At 65.8% G+C, this 21,107-nt stretch carries 21 protein-coding genes; 4 read left to right on the plus strand and 17 right to left on the minus strand.

Annotated elements, in window-relative coordinates; translation table 11 throughout:
- Window positions 1-2 precede the first annotated feature (2 nt).
- From AC0IYS_RS22835 to AC0IYS_RS22915, 17 genes are all read right to left on the minus strand, one after another.
- On the minus strand, window positions 3-2,354 hold the full coding sequence (locus AC0IYS_RS22835) for an MMPL family transporter (RefSeq protein WP_471707331.1): 2,352 nt from the start codon (window positions 2,352-2,354) through the stop codon (window positions 3-5).
- A complete protein-coding gene (locus tag AC0IYS_RS22840) occupies window positions 2,351-2,959 on the minus strand; it encodes an outer membrane lipoprotein carrier protein LolA (RefSeq protein WP_471707332.1) in 609 nt (202 codons plus the stop codon). Before AC0IYS_RS22840 ends, AC0IYS_RS22835 begins: the two co-directional genes overlap by 4 nt.
- Complete coding sequence (locus tag AC0IYS_RS22845; RefSeq protein ID WP_471707333.1) at window positions 2,956-3,390, minus strand: acyl-CoA thioesterase; 435 nt, start codon at window positions 3,388-3,390, stop codon at window positions 2,956-2,958. Before AC0IYS_RS22845 ends, AC0IYS_RS22840 begins: the two co-directional genes overlap by 4 nt.
- Entirely contained in the window at window positions 3,377-4,948 is a 1,572-nt protein-coding gene (locus AC0IYS_RS22850; protein ID WP_471707334.1) for an HAL/PAL/TAL family ammonia-lyase, read from the minus strand. The genes AC0IYS_RS22845 and AC0IYS_RS22850 overlap by 14 nt, the downstream gene beginning before the upstream one ends.
- Entirely contained in the window at window positions 4,935-5,876 is a 942-nt protein-coding gene (locus AC0IYS_RS22855; RefSeq protein ID WP_471707335.1) for an LpxL/LpxP family acyltransferase, read from the minus strand. Before AC0IYS_RS22855 ends, AC0IYS_RS22850 begins: the two co-directional genes overlap by 14 nt.
- Complete coding sequence (locus AC0IYS_RS22860; RefSeq protein ID WP_471707336.1) at window positions 5,873-6,625, minus strand: glycosyltransferase family 2 protein; 753 nt, start codon at window positions 6,623-6,625, stop codon at window positions 5,873-5,875. The genes AC0IYS_RS22855 and AC0IYS_RS22860 overlap by 4 nt, the downstream gene beginning before the upstream one ends.
- Window positions 6,618-8,429: an ApeI family dehydratase gene (locus AC0IYS_RS22865; protein ID WP_471707337.1), complete on the minus strand. Its 1,812-nt coding sequence runs from the start codon at window positions 8,427-8,429 to the stop codon at window positions 6,618-6,620. Before AC0IYS_RS22865 ends, AC0IYS_RS22860 begins: the two co-directional genes overlap by 8 nt.
- Window positions 8,422-8,967 (minus strand): COG4648 family protein, encoded by a 546-nt coding sequence (locus tag AC0IYS_RS22870; RefSeq protein ID WP_471707338.1) that lies wholly within the window; start codon window positions 8,965-8,967, stop codon window positions 8,422-8,424. The genes AC0IYS_RS22865 and AC0IYS_RS22870 overlap by 8 nt, the downstream gene beginning before the upstream one ends.
- 5 nt (window positions 8,968-8,972) lie before the next feature.
- Window positions 8,973-9,242 (minus strand): acyl carrier protein, encoded by a 270-nt coding sequence (locus tag AC0IYS_RS22875; RefSeq protein ID WP_471707339.1) that lies wholly within the window; start codon window positions 9,240-9,242, stop codon window positions 8,973-8,975.
- 10 nt (window positions 9,243-9,252) lie between these two features.
- The gene (locus AC0IYS_RS22880) at window positions 9,253-9,507 is read right to left on the minus strand and encodes a phosphopantetheine-binding protein (RefSeq protein WP_471707340.1); all 255 of its coding nucleotides are present in this window, start codon (window positions 9,505-9,507) and stop codon (window positions 9,253-9,255) included.
- Window positions 9,500-10,291 carry a lysophospholipid acyltransferase family protein gene (locus AC0IYS_RS22885; RefSeq protein WP_471707341.1) on the minus strand — a complete coding sequence of 264 codons (792 nt, stop codon included), beginning with the start codon at window positions 10,289-10,291 and terminating at the stop codon, window positions 9,500-9,502. The genes AC0IYS_RS22880 and AC0IYS_RS22885 overlap by 8 nt, the downstream gene beginning before the upstream one ends.
- Entirely contained in the window at window positions 10,284-11,027 is a 744-nt protein-coding gene (locus AC0IYS_RS22890; RefSeq protein ID WP_471707342.1) for a beta-ketoacyl synthase chain length factor, read from the minus strand. Before AC0IYS_RS22890 ends, AC0IYS_RS22885 begins: the two co-directional genes overlap by 8 nt.
- A 293-nt stretch (window positions 11,028-11,320) precedes the next feature.
- Window positions 11,321-12,394, minus strand: a complete 1,074-nt coding sequence (locus AC0IYS_RS22895) for an ABC transporter ATP-binding protein (protein WP_471707343.1) — start codon at window positions 12,392-12,394, stop codon at window positions 11,321-11,323.
- Window positions 12,395-12,421: 27 nt separating this feature from the next.
- Window positions 12,422-14,197: an ABC transporter permease gene (locus AC0IYS_RS22900; RefSeq protein ID WP_471707344.1), complete on the minus strand. Its 1,776-nt coding sequence runs from the start codon at window positions 14,195-14,197 to the stop codon at window positions 12,422-12,424.
- Window positions 14,198-14,299: 102 nt separating this feature from the next.
- A complete protein-coding gene (locus AC0IYS_RS22905) occupies window positions 14,300-15,406 on the minus strand; it encodes an ABC transporter substrate-binding protein (protein ID WP_471707345.1) in 1,107 nt (368 codons plus the stop codon).
- A gap of 37 nt (window positions 15,407-15,443) precedes the next feature.
- On the minus strand, window positions 15,444-16,430 hold the full coding sequence (locus tag AC0IYS_RS22910) for a Bug family tripartite tricarboxylate transporter substrate binding protein (RefSeq protein WP_471707346.1): 987 nt from the start codon (window positions 16,428-16,430) through the stop codon (window positions 15,444-15,446).
- 102 nt (window positions 16,431-16,532) lie between these two features.
- Window positions 16,533-17,600: a porin gene (locus AC0IYS_RS22915; protein WP_471707347.1), complete on the minus strand. Its 1,068-nt coding sequence runs from the start codon at window positions 17,598-17,600 to the stop codon at window positions 16,533-16,535.
- 227 nt (window positions 17,601-17,827) lie between these two features.
- Between AC0IYS_RS22915 and AC0IYS_RS22920 the strand changes: the two genes are divergently transcribed.
- The 4 genes from AC0IYS_RS22920 to AC0IYS_RS22935 all read left to right on the plus strand — a co-directional run bounded on the left by AC0IYS_RS22920 (window position 17,828) and on the right by AC0IYS_RS22935 (window position 20,999).
- On the plus strand, window positions 17,828-18,529 hold the full coding sequence (locus AC0IYS_RS22920; RefSeq protein ID WP_471707348.1) for a response regulator: 702 nt from the start codon (window positions 17,828-17,830) through the stop codon (window positions 18,527-18,529).
- A gap of 19 nt (window positions 18,530-18,548) precedes the next feature.
- Entirely contained in the window at window positions 18,549-20,033 is a 1,485-nt protein-coding gene (locus tag AC0IYS_RS22925) for a sensor histidine kinase (protein WP_471707349.1), read from the plus strand.
- 70 nt (window positions 20,034-20,103) lie between these two features.
- Window positions 20,104-20,445, plus strand: a complete 342-nt coding sequence (locus AC0IYS_RS22930) for a ribonuclease E inhibitor RraB (RefSeq protein WP_471707350.1) — start codon at window positions 20,104-20,106, stop codon at window positions 20,443-20,445.
- Window positions 20,442-20,999, plus strand: a complete 558-nt coding sequence (locus AC0IYS_RS22935) for a GNAT family N-acetyltransferase (protein ID WP_471707351.1) — start codon at window positions 20,442-20,444, stop codon at window positions 20,997-20,999. The genes AC0IYS_RS22930 and AC0IYS_RS22935 overlap by 4 nt, the downstream gene beginning before the upstream one ends.
- Window positions 21,000-21,107: the final 108 nt, after the last annotated feature.

Consider the following 21,107-nt stretch of genomic DNA (forward strand, 5'->3'; position numbering starts at 1 on the left):
CGTCAGTCATGCTTGCTTTCGTAGATGGTGCCAAAACACGGGACGATGAGCCAGGCCAGCGCGATCCCCAGCAGCATGGTCAGCCCGAAGGCCTGCAGCGCCGGGGTTTTGCTCAGGCCGAGCAAACCGAATGAAAGGAAGGTGCTCGATGCCGACATGCCCACCGCCAGCCAAGCCGCGTCGCCGCGATTGTCCGGGCGCTCCTGCATGAAGATGCCGTAGTCGACGCCCACGCCCAGCAGCAGCAACAGCGCCAGCACATGGAACAGCTGCAGGTTCTGCGACGCGAAGCCGAGGATCGCCAAGGTGGCGACGCTGGCCAGCGCGGTCGGCGCCAGCACGCGCCAGGTGCGGCCGCGATAGCGCGGGAACAGCAGCGCGAACACCAGCGCGTAGGCGCCCACCACCACCCAGCTCATATTTTCACGGTAGCGGCCCAGCACCGTGGATATCTCGGCCACCTTGTCGACCCACTGCACGCCCTGCATGCCATCGGCCGCGCGCATCACTTGCACCAGTCCGGCCCGGCCCAGGCCCCTCAGCGCCACGATGCTGGCGTGGACGCCGTCGACATCGCCCAGCCACAGGTGGCGCGACGGCTCGCTGGCCGGCGACTTGAGGAAGTCCTCCGGCGTCAGCAAGCCACCGGTGGCCAGCAGCCCCGCGCGGGTGGCGGCGATCCATTGCGCGTCCTCGCCCGCCTGCCCGGCCAGCCCTTTGAGCGGGCCGTCGTCGCCCAGCAGCTTTTGTTCGATCAGCGCGCGGCGCTCGGCCTGTTTGCGCGCGGACGGCACCCAGTTCGACACCGCCTGGTAACCGGAGATGGCGCGCGCGGCGATCATCGGGTCCAGCTTCGCTTTGAGCGCTTCTTCGCGTTGCAGCACCTCCTCGGCGGAGCCGCCGCGCACCAGGAAGTACTGCACCGGCGTCGGCGCGTCGGTCAGCTTGCTCAACTTGATCTGGTCGTCGATCAGGTGCTTGGGCGGATTTTGCAGCAGGCGGATATCATCGTTGGCGCCGAGGCGGCTGATGCCGTAGCCCGCCGCCAGCAAGAAGACCACCGCCACCGCGAGCGTGGCGCGGTTCAGGCGCAGCAGCGGCCAGCGCCGCAACGCATCGCCGTAGACGCGCACCAGTCCACCCGCCTTAAGGGAGCCGCTTCCAACCAGCGCCGGGAACCAGAACACCACCGTCAGCCACGCGAAAAACAGGCCAAGCGCGGAGAACACCGCCATCTGGCGCAGGCCCGGGAAAGGCGTCAACGCCAATCCCATGTAGCCGATCACCGCCGCCAATAACGTCAGGCAAAGGCCAGGCATCAGGCGCTTGAGCAGCGCCGGCGAATCGATTTTTTCGTCCGCCGAGAGGCGGTTGCACAGGAAGTAAATGCCGTAATCCTGCGCCACGCCGATCAGGCTCGCGCCGAACACCAGGGTCAAAAGGTGGATCTGTCCGAACAGCAGCCAGCACACCGACAAGGCGCCGAGGAAGCCGATCCCGATAGACAGCATGATCAGCGAAATCGGTTTGAACGAATGGAAGGCGAACCACATCAGCAGGATGATGCCCAGCAGGGAGCCGATGCCGATGGTCGACACCTCGCCGCTGGCCTGCGCGCTGGCGTTGGCCGCGTGCAGGATCACGCCCGCCTCCACCAGCGTCAATTGCGGCGTGGCCCTGCGGGCGGCGTCGGCGGCCTGTTTGAGCACCGGCAGCACGCTTTCCTGCGCCGTCATCGACAGCGCGGGCACCTTGAGCGTGAGCGCCAGTAGCACATATTGGCGCTCGGCGTCGGCGACGAACAGGTGGCCGTCGCGCGGACGCACCGGCGTTTCGCCGGCCCGCTCCTGCACCCAGCCGGCGAACAGGCCGAAGGGGTCCTGCTGCCAGGAGCCCAGCTTCGGACCGCCAAACGGCGCGTACAGGGCGCCTAGCGCGGTCTCCAGCCAGAACTGCGAGGGCTGGGCGCGCAGTTGCGCTTCCTGCCGCGCCGTCAGCAACGTCAGACGATGCCGCTGGAACAGCGACAGCCAGTCGCTCTGTGTCTTTTCGTCGACCTGCGCCGATTCGAACAAATCCTTGCGCGGCGCCAGCACCGCCGTGTAGGCTTCGGCCGCGCGTTCGGCGTCCTGCCAGTCGGCCGCGCCGACCAGCACGATGACCCGCTGCTGCGACGCGTCGACCATATGCGAGAAAGACTGCTGCAGCACCGGGTCGCGCTCCTGCACCGGCAACAACGCCATGATGTCGGTGTTCGGCACGATGCGCTGGACCAGCCACAGATAGGCGTTATGCCCCAGCAGCAGGCACGCCACCACCGCCCACAGCAGCGCGAGTTGTCGGGTACGCGTCAAAACAGCGCCGCCTCTTCCTTGGTCAGCGCGCCCTCGCCGGTCTGGATGGCGGAGAACACGATATGGGTCCTGTCGCCGCCCGCCTCGCTCATGACGATGTTCTTGACGTAGGTGCCGCCATCAAGCTTGATGGTGCCGATGGCCTTTTCCAACGCCGGCTGGCGCGCCTTGAGCGCCACGTTCCAGCTGTTCGCATCCACCGTGCCATCGACCTCGAACAGCGAATCGAGCTGCCCTAGATCGCCCGACAGCAGCGAGAACAGCACGTTGTTGATCATGCGGACGGTCGGCTCGGTCTTGGCGTCGAGCCGCATGGCGACGCGGTCGCCCTGGTAGTTGACGATTTCATCGCGCGTCAGGCGCAAGGTGCTCGGGAAAGGTTGCAAGGTGCGCCACAGCACGCCCTTGCCGGCGACGACGCAAAAGCGGCCATTGGACGCCAGCGGCTTTTTCATGCCGGCCAGTTGCTTGGTCTGGTCGAAGCGGCCGCACATGATGGCTGGCTTGGCCAGCATGGCCTGGATCTGCGCCACCGGCGCGGCCGCCTGCGCGGGATTGAACAACGCCAGCGCGGCGGCCAGCAAAACGGTTTTCACATTCTTCATACAGGCTCGATTCCAAGTTTTTCAAACAGCACCGGCGGCGACACGAAGCACATTTCCCTGGTGGCGATATCGACGGCGACCATCGTGGTGCTGGCGCGGTTGAGGCGCTTGCCGGTTTCGGCGTCGGTGATCAGATAATTGATCTTTAAACGGTTTTCCCACTCGACGATATCGGCGCGCAGCTTGAGTTTCTGGCCGAAGGTGGCCGAGCCAACGTAGCGCAGCTGCATGTCGATCACCGGCCAGGCGTAGCCGGAGGCCTTCATCTGCGGGTAGTTGTAGTCTATCTTGTCCAGCAAAGCGCAGCGCACCACTTCGAGGTACTTGACGTAACGGCCGTGCCAGACGATCTCCATCGGGTCCAGGTCGAAGAACTGCACCTGCATCTCGACCTCGGCGAACCAGCGGCTTTCCCTATTAGGTTTGCGCATACAGCTCCCATGATTTGGCGCGAATGCGTTCGAGCAGCAGCCGCAGGTCCGGTTCCAGGCGGCGATCCTCCTCGACCGCCTCGATATCGGCCGCCAGCGCCTCCTGCATCGCCGCCAGCGCCGCGTGCGGCCGCAGCTCCGGGTTGGCCTGGCAGCGCAGCCAGACGCCCTGGCGCACGGTGATCAGCAGCGCCGCGACCACCTGCTCGGTCAGTTCCAGCACCCGCAGGCAGTCGCGCGCGGCGATGGTGCCCATGCTGACCTTGTCCTGGTTGTGGCATTCGGTCGAGCGGGAGAACACCGACGCCGGCATCGTCAGCTTCAACGCTTCGGCGGTCCACGCCGAGGCGCTAATCTGCAGCGCCTTCAGGCCATGGTTGATCGCCGCGCGCGGGCCGGTGGCGCCGGACAGGTTGGCCGGCAGGCCGTGGTTGTAGCGGCTGTCGACCAGCAGCGCCATCTGGCGGTCCAGCAGGTCGGCCAGGTTGGCGACGGCGTTCTTCATGCCGTCCATGGCGAAGGCGATATGGCCGCCGTAGAAGTGGCCGCCGTGCAGAACGCGCTCGTTGTCGGCGTCGATCAGCGGATTGTCGTTGGCGCTATTGAGTTCGTTTTCGATCGAGGTCCGGAAGAACGGCAGCGCGTCCGCCAGGACACCGATCACGTGCGGGGCGCAGCGGATCGAATAACGGTCCTGCAGGCGCTTGCCGTTGCGTTCCCACTGGTCGGTCGGCAGGTCGGCGCGCAGCCACGCGGCCACCTGCTGCATGCCGCCGTGCGGCTTGACCGAAAACAGCACCTCGTCGAAGTGGTGGGCGTTGCCGTCCAGCGCGAACGACGCCATCGCGGTGATGCGGGTACTTAACCTTGTCAGGTACTCGGCGCGGTCCCAGGCCATGCAGGCCAACGCCGTCATGACGGCGGTGCCGTTCATGATCGCCAGCCCCTCCTTCGGACGCAGGCGCAGCGGCGCGATGTCCGCTTCGCGCAGCGCCTGCGCCGCCGGGACCTGCACGCCTTCGCGCCACACCTCGCGCTCGCCGCACAGCACCGCCGCCACATACGACAGCGGGGTCAGGTCGCCGCTGGCGCCGACCGAGCCTTCGGACGGGATCAGCGGCAGCAGGCCGGCGTCCAGCAGGCGCGTGATCTGCAACAGCAGCTCGACGCTGACGCCGGAATAGCCTTTGCTCAGCGATGCCAGGCGCGAGGCCAGGATGGCGCGCGTCTGCTGCGGCGTGAAGTACTCGCCCAGGCCGACGCCATGGTAGGTGTAAAGATGGTGCGGCAACTCGGCCACCAGTTCCGGCGGCACGGTGACGGTGCAGGAATCGCCATAGCCGGTGGTCACGCCGTAAATAGTGCCGTCCTCGCGCAACAACCGGTCGAGGAAATCGGCGCCCCGCGCGATCGCGGCGCGGAAGGCGGGATCGCCGGACAGCGCGGCGGCCGCCCGTCCCTGCGCGATATCGACGATGTCTTCGATCGACAGGCGCTGCCGATCGAAGCTGACGACGCGCATGTCGCCGCGCGATTGGGGCGTATCAGCCATGTGCATTGGAACGCTCCACCTCGGGTAAATGCCAAAAATCGTAAAAATTAAACCACTGCAGCGGCGCGCGCACGCAGTGGTGCTCCAGCCGTTTCGCATAGTCGACGGCAAGCGCCGACAGCGCGGCGTCGCGCTCTTTGCGCGGAATTCGCACAACCTCGCGGAAGGCCTCGAAATACACGTCCGAGCGGCGCCCGCGTGTCGTCGAGAACAGCAGGTAGACCGGGCATTGCAGCACGCCGGCCAGCACGTAGGGGCCGACCGGAAAAGCGGCCGGCTCGCCGAGGAAATCGGTCACCGCGACCCGTGGATTGGGCGACACCGGCACGCGGTCGCCGGCGATGACGACGAATTCGCCGCGCGCCACCCGCTCTGACAGCAGCATCGCCGTGGCCGGGTTCATCTCCGTCACCTGCAGCAGGTTGAACTGGCTGGCCGGATTCAGGCTGCCCATCATCTGGTTGAAGGCCTGCGCGTGCTTGGTGTGCACCAGCACCGTGAGCTTGATGTCCTGCCTGCGGCGCGAGAGCACGCGGCACAGTTCCATGTTCCCCAGGTGCGAACAGATCAACAGGCCTCCGCGTCCCGCGCGCAGCGCCTCGGTCATCACTTCCTTGCCGTGTAGTTCGACGCTATCGAATTTGAACAGGCCTCCCCACAGCAGCATCTTGTCCAGGATGCTTTCGCCAAAGGCGCCGAAGTGGCGCATCACGCCAGGCTGGGCGTGGCCGGTGAAGCGCGCCATGCGGCGCAGGTAGTCGCGCGACGCCTTGCGCGGCAAAGGCTTGGTCAACGCATACCAGGCCAGCACCGGATACAGCACGATGCGGAACGGCCAGCGGCCGAACACCCGGCAGATCCAGAACATGAAACGCATGCCGGCGACGAAACTGAATTCGTTGATCGCGGCCCAGTGCAAAGCGCGCCCGCTCACGGTGTCCGCCACTTCCGCGCCAGCAGTTTGGGAATACGCGGCAGCATGCCGAAAAAGAGCTTGGTGTGCATCCACGTGATCAGCACATTGTCGCCCCACATGCGGAAATGCGAAACGCCGTCGGCCGGATACGATACCCGCGTTGGCAGGTTGACCACTTGCAGGCCGTTCCAGAACAGCCGCACCAGAATGTCGGTGTCGAAGTTCATGCGCGAGCCGATGGGCTGGCGCGCCGCCAGCGCCTGTACCGGCGCGACCGGATAGACGCGGAAGCCGCACATCGAGTCCCTGATGTCGAACGACAGCGTATTGATCCACACCCAGATGTGCGTCAGGTAGCGGCCGTACAGGCGCGCCTTCGGCACCGACTCGTCGTAGATCGGGCAGCCGGCGATGACGGCCTCCGGATGCGCCCGCGCGCGCGCCAGGAACAGCGGCACGTCGGCAGTCCGGTGCTGGCCGTCGGCATCGATTTGCAGCACGTGGCTGAAGCCCATGTCCGCCGCGCGGCGGAAGCCGGCCAGCACCGCCGCGCCCTTGCCCTGGTTGTGCGGCAAGCGCACCAGGGTGACGCGATCGGGATGGGCCAGCGCCAGCGCGTCGAGCGCGGCGGCGCACTCCGCGCTGCTGCCGTCATCGACCAGCATGCACGGCGCGTCGTGGCGCAGCAGGCCATCAACCACCGCGCCGATCGCGTGTTCGTGGTTGTATACCGGTACCACAATGCAGGGATTGAAGGCTTCAGTCATCGCCGCTCCCCGCCAGCAGCACCACGCGGCCGCTGGAATGCTGGCCGGCGTCGGACGAGAAGCGGAAATTCAGGGCGCCCTTGACCGTGTCGTGCAGCAGTTCCAGATGCACCGGCTGCTCCGGCAGTATCACCTGCTGGAACTTGAGCGCGTTGATGCCCTTGAAGACCGACGGCAGCGCGAAGTATTCACGACCGTAGTGGATCGCCCATTCGACCTGCACCACACCCGGCAGGATCGGCGCGACATCGAAGTGGCCGTCGAAGTAGCGCAATTCGATCGGCGCGGTCAGCTCCAACAGCACGCGCGTGGGCGCGCGTTCCAGCTCGCGCACGCGCGGAAGGCGCGGCCGCAGATCGGCATCGGCGGCATCGGCGGCATCGGCGGCATCGGCAGAATCGGCGTTCGCCACGCCATCCCTGTCCAACAGCGCCAGCAACGCCGCCACCGTGGTCTTGCCCTGCGCGTTCACCGGCAGTTGATCGAGGTAGCGCCAGCGACGCGGCAGCGCGACCGGTTCCACCGTGGCGCCCAGCGCCGCGCGCAGACGCGCATTCAGCGCTGCCTTGCCGTCGGACTCCAGCACGGCGCGCCCGGCGGCGGTCGGCACGACAAAGGCGGCCAGCCGCTGGCGTTCGCCCGCCACGGGATCGCAGACGACCACGCGCGCCTCGGCGGCCAGGCCGCCGGCGGTCAGCGCGGCTTCCATCGCCGTCAGCGAGACGCGTTTTTCCTCTATCTTGACGATACGGTCGCCGCGGCCGCGCAATAAGAAGCGCCCATCGCCGCTACGCTGCCCGCGGTCGGCAAGCGCGAACCAGCCATCATCGGGAAGGTGCGGCGAGCGCACTTCCAGTCCGTCGTCGCCGCCGAGGCGCCATTCCACCGTCGGGAAAGGCTGCCACGCGTCGTCGGTCGCATTGGCGCGCTGGCGCCAGGCCACGCCGCCGGTCTCGGAGCTGCCGTAGACTTCCACCGGCACCCTGCCCAACAAATCCCGCATCGCCAGCGCCGTTTCCGGCGCCAGCGGACCGCCGGACGAAAACACCACGCGCAGCATGTGCGCGGCGCCGCGCCAGTCCAGATGATCGGGGAGGCGTTTCAAATGCGCCGGGCTGGCGATCAGCACGCAGGGGCCGGCCGCCAGCGCCGGCGCCAGCGCCTCGGGAAACGCGATGCTCACCGCGTGGATGGCGAGACCGGACGTCAGCGGCCACAAGACCTTGAACAGCAGGCCATAGATATGCTGGTGCGACACCGTCGCCAGCACCGCCGCGCCGCCGGCCGCCGCGCCGAACAAGCGATCGAGCGTCGCCACCTCGCTGGCCAGCTGCGACAGCTTTTTCGGAATCGCCTGCGCCGCGCCGGTGCTGCCGGAGGTGAACACCACGAGCGCCGGGAGATCACCATCCAGCGCACCATCAAGCGTGCCATCCACCGCCGCGCCGGCGGCATCCATGACATTGGACACCGGCCACGCCGGCGCCAGCGACGCGGGGAACTCGCCAAGGAAGCCGTCGACCGAGGCTCGCAGCGAGTCGCACGTCGCCGCCAGCGTATCGGCGCTGAGCCAGATGGTTTTTCCGGCATGCCAGGCGCCCAGCAGGGCCGCGCCGAATTCGACGCTGTCCTCGAGATAGAGCGCGTAATCGCGCCCCGGCAGCGCGCGCAGCAGCCCATGCCATTCGCGCGCGCGGGCCATGAACCGCTCGTTGGAGACTTGCGCACCCTCTCTCCAGCCAACGATGCCGGCGGGCGGCCGCGCGCGCAGCGCGGCCCACAGATGTTCGAGGCGGTCAGGCATGGTGCAGCCGCTTGAAACGCATCCGCACCAGATACTCGGCACTGAACAGGATCGCCATCAAGGCATAGGAAACGACGCCGGTGTAGAGCGACCACACGGCCTCCGACGCCCACAGCGCGGTGGCCATCGCGATGGCGCCGTTGACCACGAAGAAACCACACCACACCTTGGTGACCGTGCGCATATAGGCCAGGGCCGGCGGCGGGAAATCGCCGCCGCGCAGGCGCGCCATGCGTTCGACCGCCGACACCGGCGTGCCCAGGCTCCAGGCGAAACCGGCCAGCAGCGCGGCGTTCACCAGCACCGGATAAAGCTTCAGCGGCAGCAGCAGATTGGCCCAGATGGCGCAGCCGGCCAGCGCCAGGCCGCCCGCCACCGACCAGCGCGCGATGCCGCTCATTTTCAACGAAGGCAGGCGCGTGGCCACCGTCAGCAACAGCAGACAAGCGAGCCAACGCGGCTCCACCCGGCCATGTCCGAACCAGATCACCAACGGATACAGCAGCGTCAACGCCGCCGTCAATACAGTCATCGGCATCGTGCTTAAGCCGCCTGCTCCGTCATGCCGGCCAGCGCGTCGACGACGTCGCCGACGGTGCGGATGTTCTTGAACACTTCCGGCAGCAGGCGCTTGCCGGTCAGCTGTTTGAGCTTTACGGCCAGGTCGACCGCGTCGATGCTGTCGATATCGAGGTCGGCGTACAAATTCGACTGGGCGCTCAGTTGCGCCTTATCGAGTTCGAACATCTCGGCCAGCAGGTCGATCACCCAGGCTTGCAGCTGGTCCTTGCTCATGGTGTTCAGATCAATCATGTCGCTCCCCTTATTTCTTGCGATGCGTCTCGATCATCGTCGCCAGCGCCTGCACCGACGCGAAATGGCGACGGGTGTCTTCCGAATCGGCCGACAGCGAAATGCCGTACTTCTTTTGCAAGGCGACGCCCAGTTCCAGCGCGTCGATCGAATCGAGGCCGAGGCCTTCGACGAACAACGGCGCGGCGCTGTCGATATCGTCCGGCGTGATGTCTTCCAGCTGCAGCACTTCGATGATCAGTTGTTTCACTTCCAGTTCAAGCATGGCGTTGGCACTTCCCGATAAAATAGTCTTGTAAAAATTCAGTCAAACGGCGCGCCGCCATCACATCGCTGGCGCTCCCGGTAAAGGGTTCGATCGCCAGGTCGTCCTGGACGTCGAGTTGTATCAGCACCCGGCGCGGCGGCACGCGCCACCACCTAGCGCCCTTGCCCAAGGTCGCCGGCTCGCAGCGGATCAGCACCGGCGTCATGGCGCGCAAACCGCGCACCGCGATGTTGGCGGCGCCGCGCTTCAGGCTGATGACGCCATCGGCCGGCGTACGGGTCCCTTCCGGGAAGACGATCAAATTGTTCCCGCGCCGCAGGGAGGCGATGCAATCGTCCACCAGCGCCGGCCCGCCCTGGTTATTGATATACCCCGCCGCCCGCACCGTGCCGCCGGTGAACGGGTTGTTCCACAATTCGCCCTTGACGATGCAGTCCGCGTTTTTGACGAACGCCATCAGAAACACGGTATCGATCAAGGTCGGATGGTTGGCCAATATCAGCAGGCCGTCCCGCTCCAGCTTATCGAGTCCGCGTATCTCGTAGCGCAGCACGCCCAACACGCGCATCATCTCCACATACATGCGAAACGCGCGGCGCAGCATTGCGCGCGTAGCCGCCTGCCGCCGTTCCCCATCCCGCACCACCACCTGCATCGCCGGCAACAGCACCAGGCGCATCGCCAGCCCGCCGACGCCGAACACCGCGAAACTCAGGCCCGTGGCGAACACGCGCCAGGCGCGCGATGCCGACCGCCACGCGGCCCGCGCCGCATCAAGCATCGCGGCTCCAATACCAGCGCATGCGGCCGTCGCAGCGTTCCAACGCGCTCGCGCCGCCCAGGTAAAACGCCGCCACGTCCAACGCGCCCGGCATGCGCGACGACGGCGCCTCGCCGCTGGCGCTCCAGCGCAGGGCGATGGCGTCGCCGGCGGCCGGTGTCATCAGCCAGGCCCACGCGTGCGGCTGTTCGTCGCGGTCCTGGTACGCCAGGAACAGGTCGGGTAGCCGGCAATCGGAGGCCACCAGCAATACCATCGGCGCGCCATCGTCGAGCAGGCCGCAGGCTTCGATCACTGCGTGCTCGATGGTCGACGCGCCGGCAGCCAGCGCGATGTGGTTGGCGCGGTCGGCGCGCGCGATGGTCAGCAGGCCGGCGGTGGCGTTATGCACCGACATGCTGAACGCGGTCGGCGACAGCGCCTCGCCTTGCGCCAAATCGCTCAGTAATTCCAGCGCGCGTGACACCTCGCCGTGGCGCGAACAAAAAACCGTCGGGATGTCCGCCCCGCCGTCCGCGCGACCGTCGAGGCACTGATAGGCCACCTCCAGCGCCATCTTGCCCAGGAAGCCAGCGCGCCGGCGCAGCATCGCCGGCATCGCCTTGACCCCCGGCTCGGCGCCTGCGACGATGGGGTGCGGCGCACGCGCCCATTGCGCCCAAGCGGCGGGCGTAGCCAGACCAGGCGCCCATTCGGCATGCCCAGCGATCGAAAAAGTAACGCCATGACTACGCATATTGACAAATAATCCAGAGCTTTGAGATGAGAAAAATGCGAACTCGCGCTCACGCGCTGCGAAAAATGCCAGCCGGCGTCCTTTTAAAATTATAAACGACAGCCGCTTGCATTCCACTCAAGTAATATCTTCGTGGCAACTATATTATCGATTGGGCCGGCATTTTGTGCATGCAAGCGCGGAATCTTATGCTAAATGCCACTATTCCGGCGCGACGGCAAAAGGGCGGGGCGCATCGCTGCGGCCCCGCCCTATCCTCATCGCAAAAACAATTTACATTATTGCCGCGCCGCTTAGAACACCCACAGCTTGTCGACAGGCAACTGCAACCAGTACCTCCCCGCCTCCAGCTTGTACTTGGAATAGGCGCGCAGGCCGAACTCGGGGCCGCCCGCCGGGCTCTTGAACAGGCATTCGAAGCGGTCGCCCAGGGACATGCAGGTCAGCAGCGGCAGCTCGATGGCGTTGTCCACCGGCGTCGGGCTGATCTTCACTTCCTCGACGCGGATGATGGTCGACGGCTCGCCGCCGCCGGCGCCACGCGCGGTGCCGGTTACTGCGGTGCCGTTGACGTCGAGCCGCACCAGCGCGCCGTCGCGCTGCACGACCTTGGCCGGCAGGCGGTTGTTACTGCCCATGAACTCCGCCGTGAACAGCGTCTCCGGCGTCTCGTACATGCTTTGCGGCGTTCCTTGCTGCTCGATCTTGCCGTTATTGAGCAGCAGGATGCGGTCCGAGATCGCCATGGCCTCGGCCTGGTCGTGGGTCACCATCAGCGCCGACAGGCCCAGTCGCACGATCAATTCGCGCAGGAAGGCGCGCGCCTCCTCGCGCAGCTTGGCGTCCAGGTTCGACAGCGGTTCGTCGAGCAGGATCACCGGCGGGTTGTAGACCAGCGCGCGGGCGATCGCCACGCGCTGCTGCTGGCCGCCGGACAACTGGTGCGGATAGCGCTCGGCCAGATGGCCCAGGCCCAGGTTTTTCAGCACGTCGGCGACTTTGTCCTTGATGTCGCTGGCGCCCATCTTGCGCAGCTTGAGGCCATAGGCGACGTTCTCGAACACCGTCTTGTGCGGCCACAGCGCGTAGGACTGGAACACCAGGCCCAGGTTGCGGTGCTCGGCCGGCATCTCGAAGTTCTTCGAGCCGTCGTAGACATTGCGGTCGCCGATGGCGATGGTGCCCTGCTTGGCGCTTTCCAGGCCGGCCACGGCGCGCAGCAAGGTGGTCTTGCCGCTGCCCGAAGGCCCGAGCAGCGCCACCACTTCGCCCTTCTGAAGGTGCATCGACACACCCTTCAGAATTTGATTGGCATGGGCGCCGGTGCCGTAGTCCAGGTGCAGATCGTTGACGGTAAGTTCATTCATGGTGGTGTCTCGTTTCATATTTTTTAATTAATTATGGAGCTTCACGCCGAAGCGCAAGGCGATGCCCAGGCCGATGGCCACCAGCGAGATATTGATGAACGATAGCGCCGCCACCAGATCCGTGGAGCCGCTCGCCCACAGCGACACGATCATCGCCCCGATCACCTCCGTGCCGGGCGTGAGCAGGTACACGCCGGTCGAGTATTCGCGTTCGAAGATCAGGAACACCATCAGCCAGGCGCCGAGCAAGCCGTATTTGACCAGCGGCAGCGTGACGTCGCGCGTGACCTGGCCGCGCCGTGCGCCGACCGCGCGCGCCGCCTCCTCCAGCTCCGGGCCCACCTGCAGCAGCGCGGTCGAGATCAGGCGCATGCCGTAGGCCAGCCACACCACCGAATACGCCAGCCACAGGGCGAAGATGGTCGAGCGCACGGAACGCAGCAGGGGTATCGCGTGCTCGCTGAGCCACAGCGCCACGCCGTTGTCCATGCCCTTCAACATGCCATCGAGCCAGCTCGGCACGAACAGGAACACCCACAGGAACGACAGGCCGGCCAGCAGGCCGGGCACGGCGCGCGGCACCAGCACGCTGTAGTCGAGGAAGCGGGTGATGGCGTCCGGCTTGCGGTGCATCGCCAGCGCGATGGCGCTGTAGCAGATCACCGCCAGCGCGCCGCCGATCACGCCGATCAGCACCGTGTTGACGATGCCGCGCACCAGCGCCGGCTGCTCGAGGATCTCGCGGAAGTGCTGCAAGGTCAGCACCTCGGCCAGCTTGACGCCCTCGCCCCAGTACTGGACGAAGGAGCGCAGCACGATGCCCGACAGCGGCATGATGATGGTGAACATCAGCCAGGCGAAGATCAGCGCGAAGGCCAGCCACTTCCAGCTACCGAGCGGCATCGGCTTCGAGCGCGCGCCCTTGCCCTTGATCGAGACGAACTTGTTGGCCGATTTGAGCAGGTGGCGCTGCACCATCACCAGCGGCATCGTCACCATCACCAGGCAGACGGCGACGGCGGCCATCAGGTGGTAGGACGGCGTGCCCATTTTGTTGGTCAACTTGTACAGGTAGGTGGCCAGCACCATGTGGCCCTCCGGGTCGCCCAGCACCAGCACCAGGCCGAACACCTCGAAGCCGAGGAAGAACACCAGCACGCCGGCATACGCCAGCGCCGGCGTGATCATCGGCAGCGAGACGTTGAACATCACCTGCAGCGGCGAGGCGCCGGCGACGCGCGCGGCTTCCTCCACGTCCGAGCCCAGGCTCTTGAGCGCGGACGAGGCGTACAGGTACACGTGCGGCACGTGGGTCAGGCCGGCGATCACCACGATGCTGGTGAACGAGTAGATATTCCACGGCACCATGCCGAGGATGTCCTTGGCCCACAGCGAATAGAAACCGACGGGTCCCATCGAGACGACGTAGCCGAAGCCCATCACCATCGGCGAGACGAAGATCGGCACCAGCAGCAGCGGCGCGATGAAGCCTTTGGCCGGCAGGTCGGTGCGGATCATCAGGAAGGCCAGCATGCCGCCCAGCGGCACGGCGATGGCGGCCAGGCCGACGGCCAGTAAGAAGGCGTTCTTGAACGCCATCGTGAAATCGGGATCGTCGAAGATGAAGCGGTAGGCGTCGAGGCCCAGCTCCTTGACCGGCATGAAGAACGGCGCGCTCAAAAAGCTTTGATAGAAGATCAGGAACAGCGGCAGGAAGATGGCGATGGAGGCGAGTACCACCACCACGCCGCGCGGCCAGTTCAGGCTGCGCCGGCCGGAGCCGGGGAGTGTCATAGTTTGCATAGGAATTCCGTTTTTCAGACGCGTGCGGGCACCCAACCCCGCCTCAATGCGGCGTTGGGTGGACCTAAGGTGACGCTTACTTCAGAGGTTTGCTTCGGCGGCTTACTTCTTACCGGCCGATTCTTTCCACTGCTTGAGGAAAGCCATGCGCTTGGCCGGTCCGAGGAACTGCAGCACCATCGGATGCACCGGCACCGGCTTGACGTTGTCCTTGCCGATTTGCTTGATCAGTTCCGCCGAGGTGGTCTCGCCGGTGACGTCGGCGCGGATCGCGAACAGCTTGGAATCGTTGGCGATGATGGTCTGGCCGCGGTGGGACAGCATGTAGTCCAGCCACAGCTTGGCGGCGTTCGGATTCTTGGCGGCCTTGTTGATGAACAGGACGCGCGACATCACCAGCGTATAGTCCTTCGGCAGCACCACGCCGAGCGACGGATCAGTCTTGGCGCGCACCAGCGCGTAGGAGCCGACCACGTTGTAGCCGATCAGGTTCTCGCCCGAGGAAATCCGCTCCATCATGGTGCCGGTCGACGACTGCACGCGCACCTTGGCGGCGCCGAAGGCGTTGAGCATGTCGAGGAACTTCGGATTCTCACGCGCGTCCTGCGTCATGAACATGAAGCCGACGCCCGATTTTTCGATATCGTAGGTGGTGACCTTGTCCTTGAACTTCGGCGTCTGAATCAGCTTGGCGAAGTCGGCGTGCGTGTACGGCACTTCCTTGGCGTCGACCAGGCGCTTGTTGTAGACGATGGCGGCCGGCTCGAAGGTGGTGCCGTAGGCCTGGTCGTCCCACATCGCCCATGCCGGCAGTTTGGGCGCCTCGACCGATTTGTACTTCATCGCGTAGCCGTCGGAGGCCAGGCGCATCTGCAGGTCCATCGCCGACGACCACACCGCGTCGGCGGTGTTGCCGCCTGCCGCCACCTCGGAGATGAAGCGGTTGTACACTTCGGTCGAATTCATGTCGTTGTATTCGACGGTGATGCCGGGGAACTGGGCGCTGAAGTCCTTGATCAGCGGCGCGGTGGCCTTGCTGTCGGTGGCACCGTAGACCACCAGCTTGCCCTCTTTCTTGGCGCCGTCGATGATCTTCTGGTAGTCGGCCGGATAGCCGGCCGGCACTTGCGCCAGGGCGGCGGTGGAGCTAGCGAACAGCGCGAACGAGAGGGACGCGCATGCGGCGGCCACTGAGGTCTTGAACATCATTTTTTAGTCTCCAATTGTTTTATTAGTTTTTTTGTGATCAGCGCACCAGACCGAGTTCGGCGGCGTGCCTGCCGTAATCGTCTACGGCCTTTGTTACATAAGCTTTCAATGCGTCGCCCGTCAGCCCGAACGGATACAACCCCAACGCCACGCGGGTCTGCGCGAACCCCGGATCGGCCAGCACGCGGTCGAAGGTCGCCACCCACTGCCGGTAAACCGCATCGGGCACCTGGGGGCCCATCCACAAACCACGGATGACCGGCCACACCACGTCCACACCCTGCTCGCGCGCGGTCGGCACACCGGCCAGCACGCCCGGCAGGCGCTTCTCCGACAGCACCGCCAGCACGCGGGTGTTGCCGTCGGCCGCGTACAGCGTCGCCTCGCTGGCGTCGCCCGACACCACCTGCACATAATTGGCATGCATCGCCGTGAAGGCCTCGCCGCCGCCCTCCAGCGCCACGAAGCGCAGCACCTTCGGATCCAGCCCGGCGGTCTTGAACACCATCGCCATCTTCAGCCAATCCTGGCTGCCGATGGTGCCGGAGACGCCGATCAGCACCTTCTGCGGATTCTTCTTCAACGCCGCCAGCAGTTCCGCCAGCGTCTTGTAGGGCGAATCGGCGCGCACCGCGATCATGCCGTAATCCGTTCCCAGCGCGGCCACCCAGCGCACATCGTTCGCGGTGGCCTTGCCGAACTTGCCCTGCGCCAGATTGAGCAGCGAGCCGCCGGAAAACACCACCAGCGTGTTCGGCTCGGCACGGCGCCGCTGCGACACCAGCGAATGCCAGGCCACCGCGCCGATACCGCCCGGCAGATAGGAGATCCGCATATCCGACGGCGGCGGCTTGGGCGCATTGGGCAAACCCTGCAAGCCCTGCAGGCCCTTTTGCGCCAGCTTGCAAGTGAGGTCCATCGCGCCGCCCGGTTTGGAGGGGACGATGCACTCCACGCTTGCCGCCCGCGCCACCGCGCATAGTAAAAACAGCGCGGCAATCAAAGCCTGCAAAACTTTAGTCATCTTGTATAGTTATCTTAGAGCGGTGAAGCTTTCAAAGCGCTTTCAGGCCGCGTCGACTTTCAGAAAAATATCGACGCGGCCCGGTCTTCGTTGCGAAGCGGCTTAGAAGCGGTGCTGCATGCCGGCGGTGATGCCGCGCTGGCTGTTGGCAAAGCCGGCGTCGTCGCGCGACAAGCCGGTGAGCTGGCCGTTCTTGGCCTTGGCGTAAGCGCCCGACACATGCAGGTCGGTGCGCTTGGACAGCGCATAGCGGTAGCGCAGCACGTACATGGTCGGATCGGCATCGCGGCCGGCGGCGACGTTCTTGACGTTGATGTGGTAGACCGCCGCGGTCAGCGTGGTGACTTCGTTAGGCTTGAAAGCGACGCCGCCCCAGGTGGTGGTGGCTTCGACATCGGCGGTCGCGGCGCGGCCGGCCGTCAGGTTGTAGTCGCGCATGACGGCCCAGAATTTCAGCGGACCGGTTTCGTAGTTGGCGCCGATGTGCCACACGGTGTTTTCATCGCGGTTGCCGGTGGCCGCCACGGTGTTGCCGTTGTTGCGCTCATACGTGGCCATCACGTTGGCCGGGCCGAACTTGTAGGCGACGGTGGCGCCCATCTTGGCGCTGTCGGCCACGCCGGTGGTTTGCTCGCCGGCGGCGTAGTTGGCGCCGAAGCGCCAATCGCCGAAGGTGCCGCTGTACTTGATCAGGTTATCGTAGCCGGTCGTGAAACCATATTTGCTCGGACCCGTGGCCGGTCCCGTGGTCGCCCACGAATAATACGGTGCGAAGCCCATCGGATCGTAGCTGATCACCGTGTCGTAGACACTGGTGAAGGAGCGGCCGACGACCAAGCGGCCGAAGGCGCCTTCCAGGCCCACGTAGGCCTGGCGGCGGAACAGCGCGCCGTCCTGGGCGCCGGTGTCCATCAGGATCCCGCCTTCCAGATTGAACACGGCTTTGAGGCCGCCGCCCAGATCCTCGGTGCCGCGGATGCCCCAGCGCGACGTATTCATGCCGCCCGAGATGACGCTGGTCTTGCTGCCGCCGGTGGCGCTGGCGTTGTTCACATTTTCGACGCCGACGTCCAGCAAACCATAGACTTGCACATTCGATTGGGCCTGGGCGGCACCGCCGGCGGCGGCTGCCAATGCCAGGATGGCAAGGCTGAATGGGGATTTTTTCATTGTGTCTCCAGTGGATATAGTTATTCGTGATGCCTGATATTTGCGATCAGGGTGCCACTATAGAAGTCGCATCCTTTCAATTACCTTTCACCTAGCTTTCACTACCTCAGGAAGGGTATTTCCTGTCGTCCTCGCACCACAAAGCCGATAGGCCTTCCCTTTTAACGCGCGGGCGACGATGATTCTGGCCTTACACTGAACCCATTTTTACGCCATGGCAAGAATTTATGCGCATACTGTTAGTTGAAGACCACACCGAGCTATCGCACTGGCTGGCCAAAGCGCTGCGCGACGCCCACCTGACCGTTGAATGCGCGGACAACGGCGCCGACGCCGACGCCCTGCTGCACACGCAGGATTACGCGCTGCTGATCCTGGACCTGACCTTGCCGCGCATGGACGGCCTGGAGGTGCTCAAGCGCCTGCGCGCGCGCGCCGCGCCGCGCGGCCAGACGCCGGTGCTGATCCTCACCGCGCGCGGCGGACTGGAAGAACGGGTGCAGGGCCTGAACCTGGGCGCCGACGATTATCTCGCCAAGCCGTTCGAACTGGCGGAACTGGAGGCGCGCGTCAAGGCGCTGCTGCGCCGCAGCGTCGGCAACGAGGCCCTGGTGCACCACTGCGGCGCGCTCAGTTTCGACACCGTCACGCGCATGTTCACCTACGCCGGCAGCGCGCTGGCGCTGACGCCGCGCGAGCACGCGGTGCTCGAAACGCTGATCACGCGCGCCGGCCGCGCCGTCTCGAAGGAAAAACTGTTCGACGAAGTGTTCGCGCTGGCCGACGACGCCAACATCGACGCCATCGAGCTGTATATCCACCGGGTGCGCAAAAAACTCGACATCGCCGCGCCGGACGCCGCCATCATCACCACCCTGCGCGGCATCGGCTACCTGCTGCAACCGCGTCCGGCGCTGGCCGCCGACTGACGCGCGGAGCCCCACACCGATGCCGCTCTTGACCAGGCTTGCCAAACGCTTCGGCCCCGGCGCCACCTTGGGCAGCCTGCGCGGCCAGTTGCTGCGCTGGTTGCTGGGCCCCTTGCTGGCACTGGTCACGCTCAACACCGTCTCGGTCTACCACAACGCGCTGGACGCGGCCGATGTCGCCTACGACCGCTCGCTGCTGGCGTCGACGCGGGCGCTGGCCGAACGCGTCTCCATCGTCGGCGGCAAGGTGGTGGCCGACGTGCCCTACGTCGCGCTCGACAGCTTCGAGACCGACACGCTGGGGCGCATCTACTACAAGGTCACCGGCATCAACGGCGAAACGGTGTCCGGCTACGGCGACCTGCCGGCGGTGCCGGCCAACGTGCCGCGCTCGGAGGCCTATCCGGCGCTGGTGCGCTTCTATCACGCCAACTACAACGGCCAGCCGGTGCGCATCGCCGCGCTGCTGCAGCCGGTGTACGACGACTCGATGCGCGGCATCGCGCTGATCCAGGTCGGCGAAACGCTGGAGGCGCGGCGCGGCCTGTCGAACCAGATCCTGTTCGACACGCTGACGTGGCAGGCCTTGCTGCTGCTGGCGCTCGCGCTGCTGGTGTGGTTCGCGGTGCGGCTGGTGCTGCAGCCGCTGATGCGCTTGAAGATCGCGGTGGAAACGCGCAGCCTGAACGATTCATCGGACGTCGATCCGGCGCTGGTGCACAAGGAGGTGCGGCCGCTGGTGGCGGCGATGAACAGTTCGCGCTCGCGCCTGCAGCTGTTAATCAGCAGCCAGCGCCGCTTCATCGCCGACGCCTCGCACCAATTGCGCACGCCGCTCACCGTGCTCAAGACGCAGGCCGAACTGGCGCTGCGCGAATGCGACCGCGCCGGCGTGGCGCCCGAAGAGACCAAGGCGGCGCTGCGCCACATCGTCCACAGCATCGCCGCCACCACCGACTCCACCGTCAACCTGGCCAATCGGCTGCTGACGTTGGCGCGCATCGAGCATGGCGGCGACGCCGATGGCGCGGCTTCGCAGGCGGAGCCGGTCTCGTTGCGCGACGTCGCGCGCCAAGTCGGGCTGGAGATGGCGATGGCGGCGGTGGCCAAGAACATCGACCTGTCGCTGGAGGCGGAGCGCGACTGCGTCGTCAGCGGCCAGGCCTTGCTGCTGCACGAGATGATCGCCAACCTGGTCGACAACGCGCTGCGCTACACGCCGGCCGGCGGCCAGGTGGCGCTGCGCGTGACCGAGGGCCCGAACGCCGGCGACATCGCGCTGGAGGTCGAGGACAGCGGCCCCGGGATCCCGGCGGCCGAGCGCGAGCGCGTGTTCGCGCCCTTCTACCGCGCCGCCGCCACGCTGGAGCGCAACCCCGGCGGCGCCGGCCTCGGCCTGGCCATCGTGCGCGACATCGCCAGCCTGCACAGCGCCACCATCGCGCTCGACGAAGCGGCCGGCGGCAAGGGGTTGAAGGTGACGGTCTTGTTTAGCCGCCGCTAAGGTGCTCACGGACGCCGGCGTCCGGTACACGCGGTAAAATAGCGGTCCCTCCCTGTCACCAGGATCGCACATGATCACCAAAGAAGAAATGGTCGAGCTATTCGCCGACATGAAACAGAACGCCCCGTGGGACAGCAACAAGCCGCTGTTGTGGGGCTACTTTTTCGCCGATGCCGACAAGGCCAAGCTGGAGGCCGTCCAGGCGCCGCTGAAAGCCCAGGGCTACCAGATCGTCGGCATCTACGACTCCAAACCCGACGGCGACGCGCCGGCGCTGTGGTGGCTGCACATCGAGAAGGTCGAGAAGCACACGGTCGACACATTGCACGCCCGCAACCAGCAGTTCTACAAGTTCGCCGAAGAGCACGGTCTCGAATCCTACGACGGCATGGACGTCGGCCCGGCGGCATGACGGCGGCGCCCTCGAACATTCTGACCACCGCGCGCCTGCGGCTGGAGCCGGTGGACGACCACCACTTCGACGGCTTGCGCTCGATTAACGGCGATGCGGAGGTGATGCGCTACATCACCGGGCGGCCGGAAACGCCCGAGGATACCGCCACCTTCATCGCCCGCAACAAGGCCAAGTGGACAGAGCTGGGGCACGCCTGGTGGGTTTTCATCGCCCGCGACAGCGGCGAGACCGTCGGCACCGGCGCCGTGCAACATATCGAACGCGACCCGCGCAATCCGCTGGAGCTGGGCTGGCGCCTGCGCGCCGACCAGCAGGGCAAAGGCTACGCCACCGAGGCGGCGCTGGCCATGGCAAGGTTCGCCTTCGAGCGCCTGGGCGCCAGCGAGCTGTGTGCGGTCTGCCGCCAGGAAAACCTGCCCTCGTCGGCCGTCATGCGGCGCATCGGCATGCGCTTCAGGGGCATCGAGCGCTGGTACGAGACCGATGTGGCCACCTTCGAGATGGCGCCCGGCGACCTGGCGGAAGCGACGACACATACCAAGGCCCCTTAACCGGTGGCGGCCGGCGCTCGCGCGCGCCGCGCCCGCCCCCGCAATATTTCCAATTAAACACACCTCGGGCGCGGTTTGGCCTATCATTCAGCATTTCTCCCATACGAC

It is taken from the genome of Duganella sp. AC237, from assembly GCF_979254035.1.

Coding starts and splice junctions, on each gene's coding strand:
- AC0IYS_RS22840 (WP_471707332.1), bottom strand. CDS start 2,959: ATGAAGAATGTGAAAACCGTTTTGCTGGCCGCCGCGCTGGCGTTGTTC.
- AC0IYS_RS22845 (WP_471707333.1), bottom strand. CDS start 3,390: ATGCGCAAACCTAATAGGGAAAGCCGCTGGTTCGCCGAGGTCGAGATG.
- AC0IYS_RS22850 (WP_471707334.1), bottom strand. CDS start 4,948: ATGCACATGGCTGATACGCCCCAATCGCGCGGCGACATGCGCGTCGTC.
- AC0IYS_RS22860 (WP_471707336.1), bottom strand. CDS start 6,625: ATGACTGAAGCCTTCAATCCCTGCATTGTGGTACCGGTATACAACCAC.
- AC0IYS_RS22865 (WP_471707337.1), bottom strand. CDS start 8,429: ATGCCTGACCGCCTCGAACATCTGTGGGCCGCGCTGCGCGCGCGGCCG.
- AC0IYS_RS22870 (WP_471707338.1), bottom strand. CDS start 8,967: ATGCCGATGACTGTATTGACGGCGGCGTTGACGCTGCTGTATCCGTTG.
- AC0IYS_RS22875 (WP_471707339.1), bottom strand. CDS start 9,242: ATGATTGATCTGAACACCATGAGCAAGGACCAGCTGCAAGCCTGGGTG.
- AC0IYS_RS22880 (WP_471707340.1), bottom strand. CDS start 9,507: ATGCTTGAACTGGAAGTGAAACAACTGATCATCGAAGTGCTGCAGCTG.
- AC0IYS_RS22885 (WP_471707341.1), bottom strand. CDS start 10,291: ATGCTTGATGCGGCGCGGGCCGCGTGGCGGTCGGCATCGCGCGCCTGG.
- AC0IYS_RS22890 (WP_471707342.1), bottom strand. CDS start 11,027: ATGCGTAGTCATGGCGTTACTTTTTCGATCGCTGGGCATGCCGAATGG.
- AC0IYS_RS22895 (WP_471707343.1), bottom strand. CDS start 12,394: ATGAATGAACTTACCGTCAACGATCTGCACCTGGACTACGGCACCGGC.
- AC0IYS_RS22900 (WP_471707344.1), bottom strand. CDS start 14,197: ATGCAAACTATGACACTCCCCGGCTCCGGCCGGCGCAGCCTGAACTGG.
- AC0IYS_RS22905 (WP_471707345.1), bottom strand. CDS start 15,406: ATGATGTTCAAGACCTCAGTGGCCGCCGCATGCGCGTCCCTCTCGTTC.
- AC0IYS_RS22910 (WP_471707346.1), bottom strand. CDS start 16,430: ATGACTAAAGTTTTGCAGGCTTTGATTGCCGCGCTGTTTTTACTATGC.
- AC0IYS_RS22915 (WP_471707347.1), bottom strand. CDS start 17,600: ATGAAAAAATCCCCATTCAGCCTTGCCATCCTGGCATTGGCAGCCGCC.
- AC0IYS_RS22920 (WP_471707348.1), top strand. CDS start 17,828: ATGCGCATACTGTTAGTTGAAGACCACACCGAGCTATCGCACTGGCTG.
- AC0IYS_RS22925 (WP_471707349.1), top strand. CDS start 18,549: ATGCCGCTCTTGACCAGGCTTGCCAAACGCTTCGGCCCCGGCGCCACC.
- AC0IYS_RS22930 (WP_471707350.1), top strand. CDS start 20,104: ATGATCACCAAAGAAGAAATGGTCGAGCTATTCGCCGACATGAAACAG.
- AC0IYS_RS22935 (WP_471707351.1), top strand. CDS start 20,442: ATGACGGCGGCGCCCTCGAACATTCTGACCACCGCGCGCCTGCGGCTG.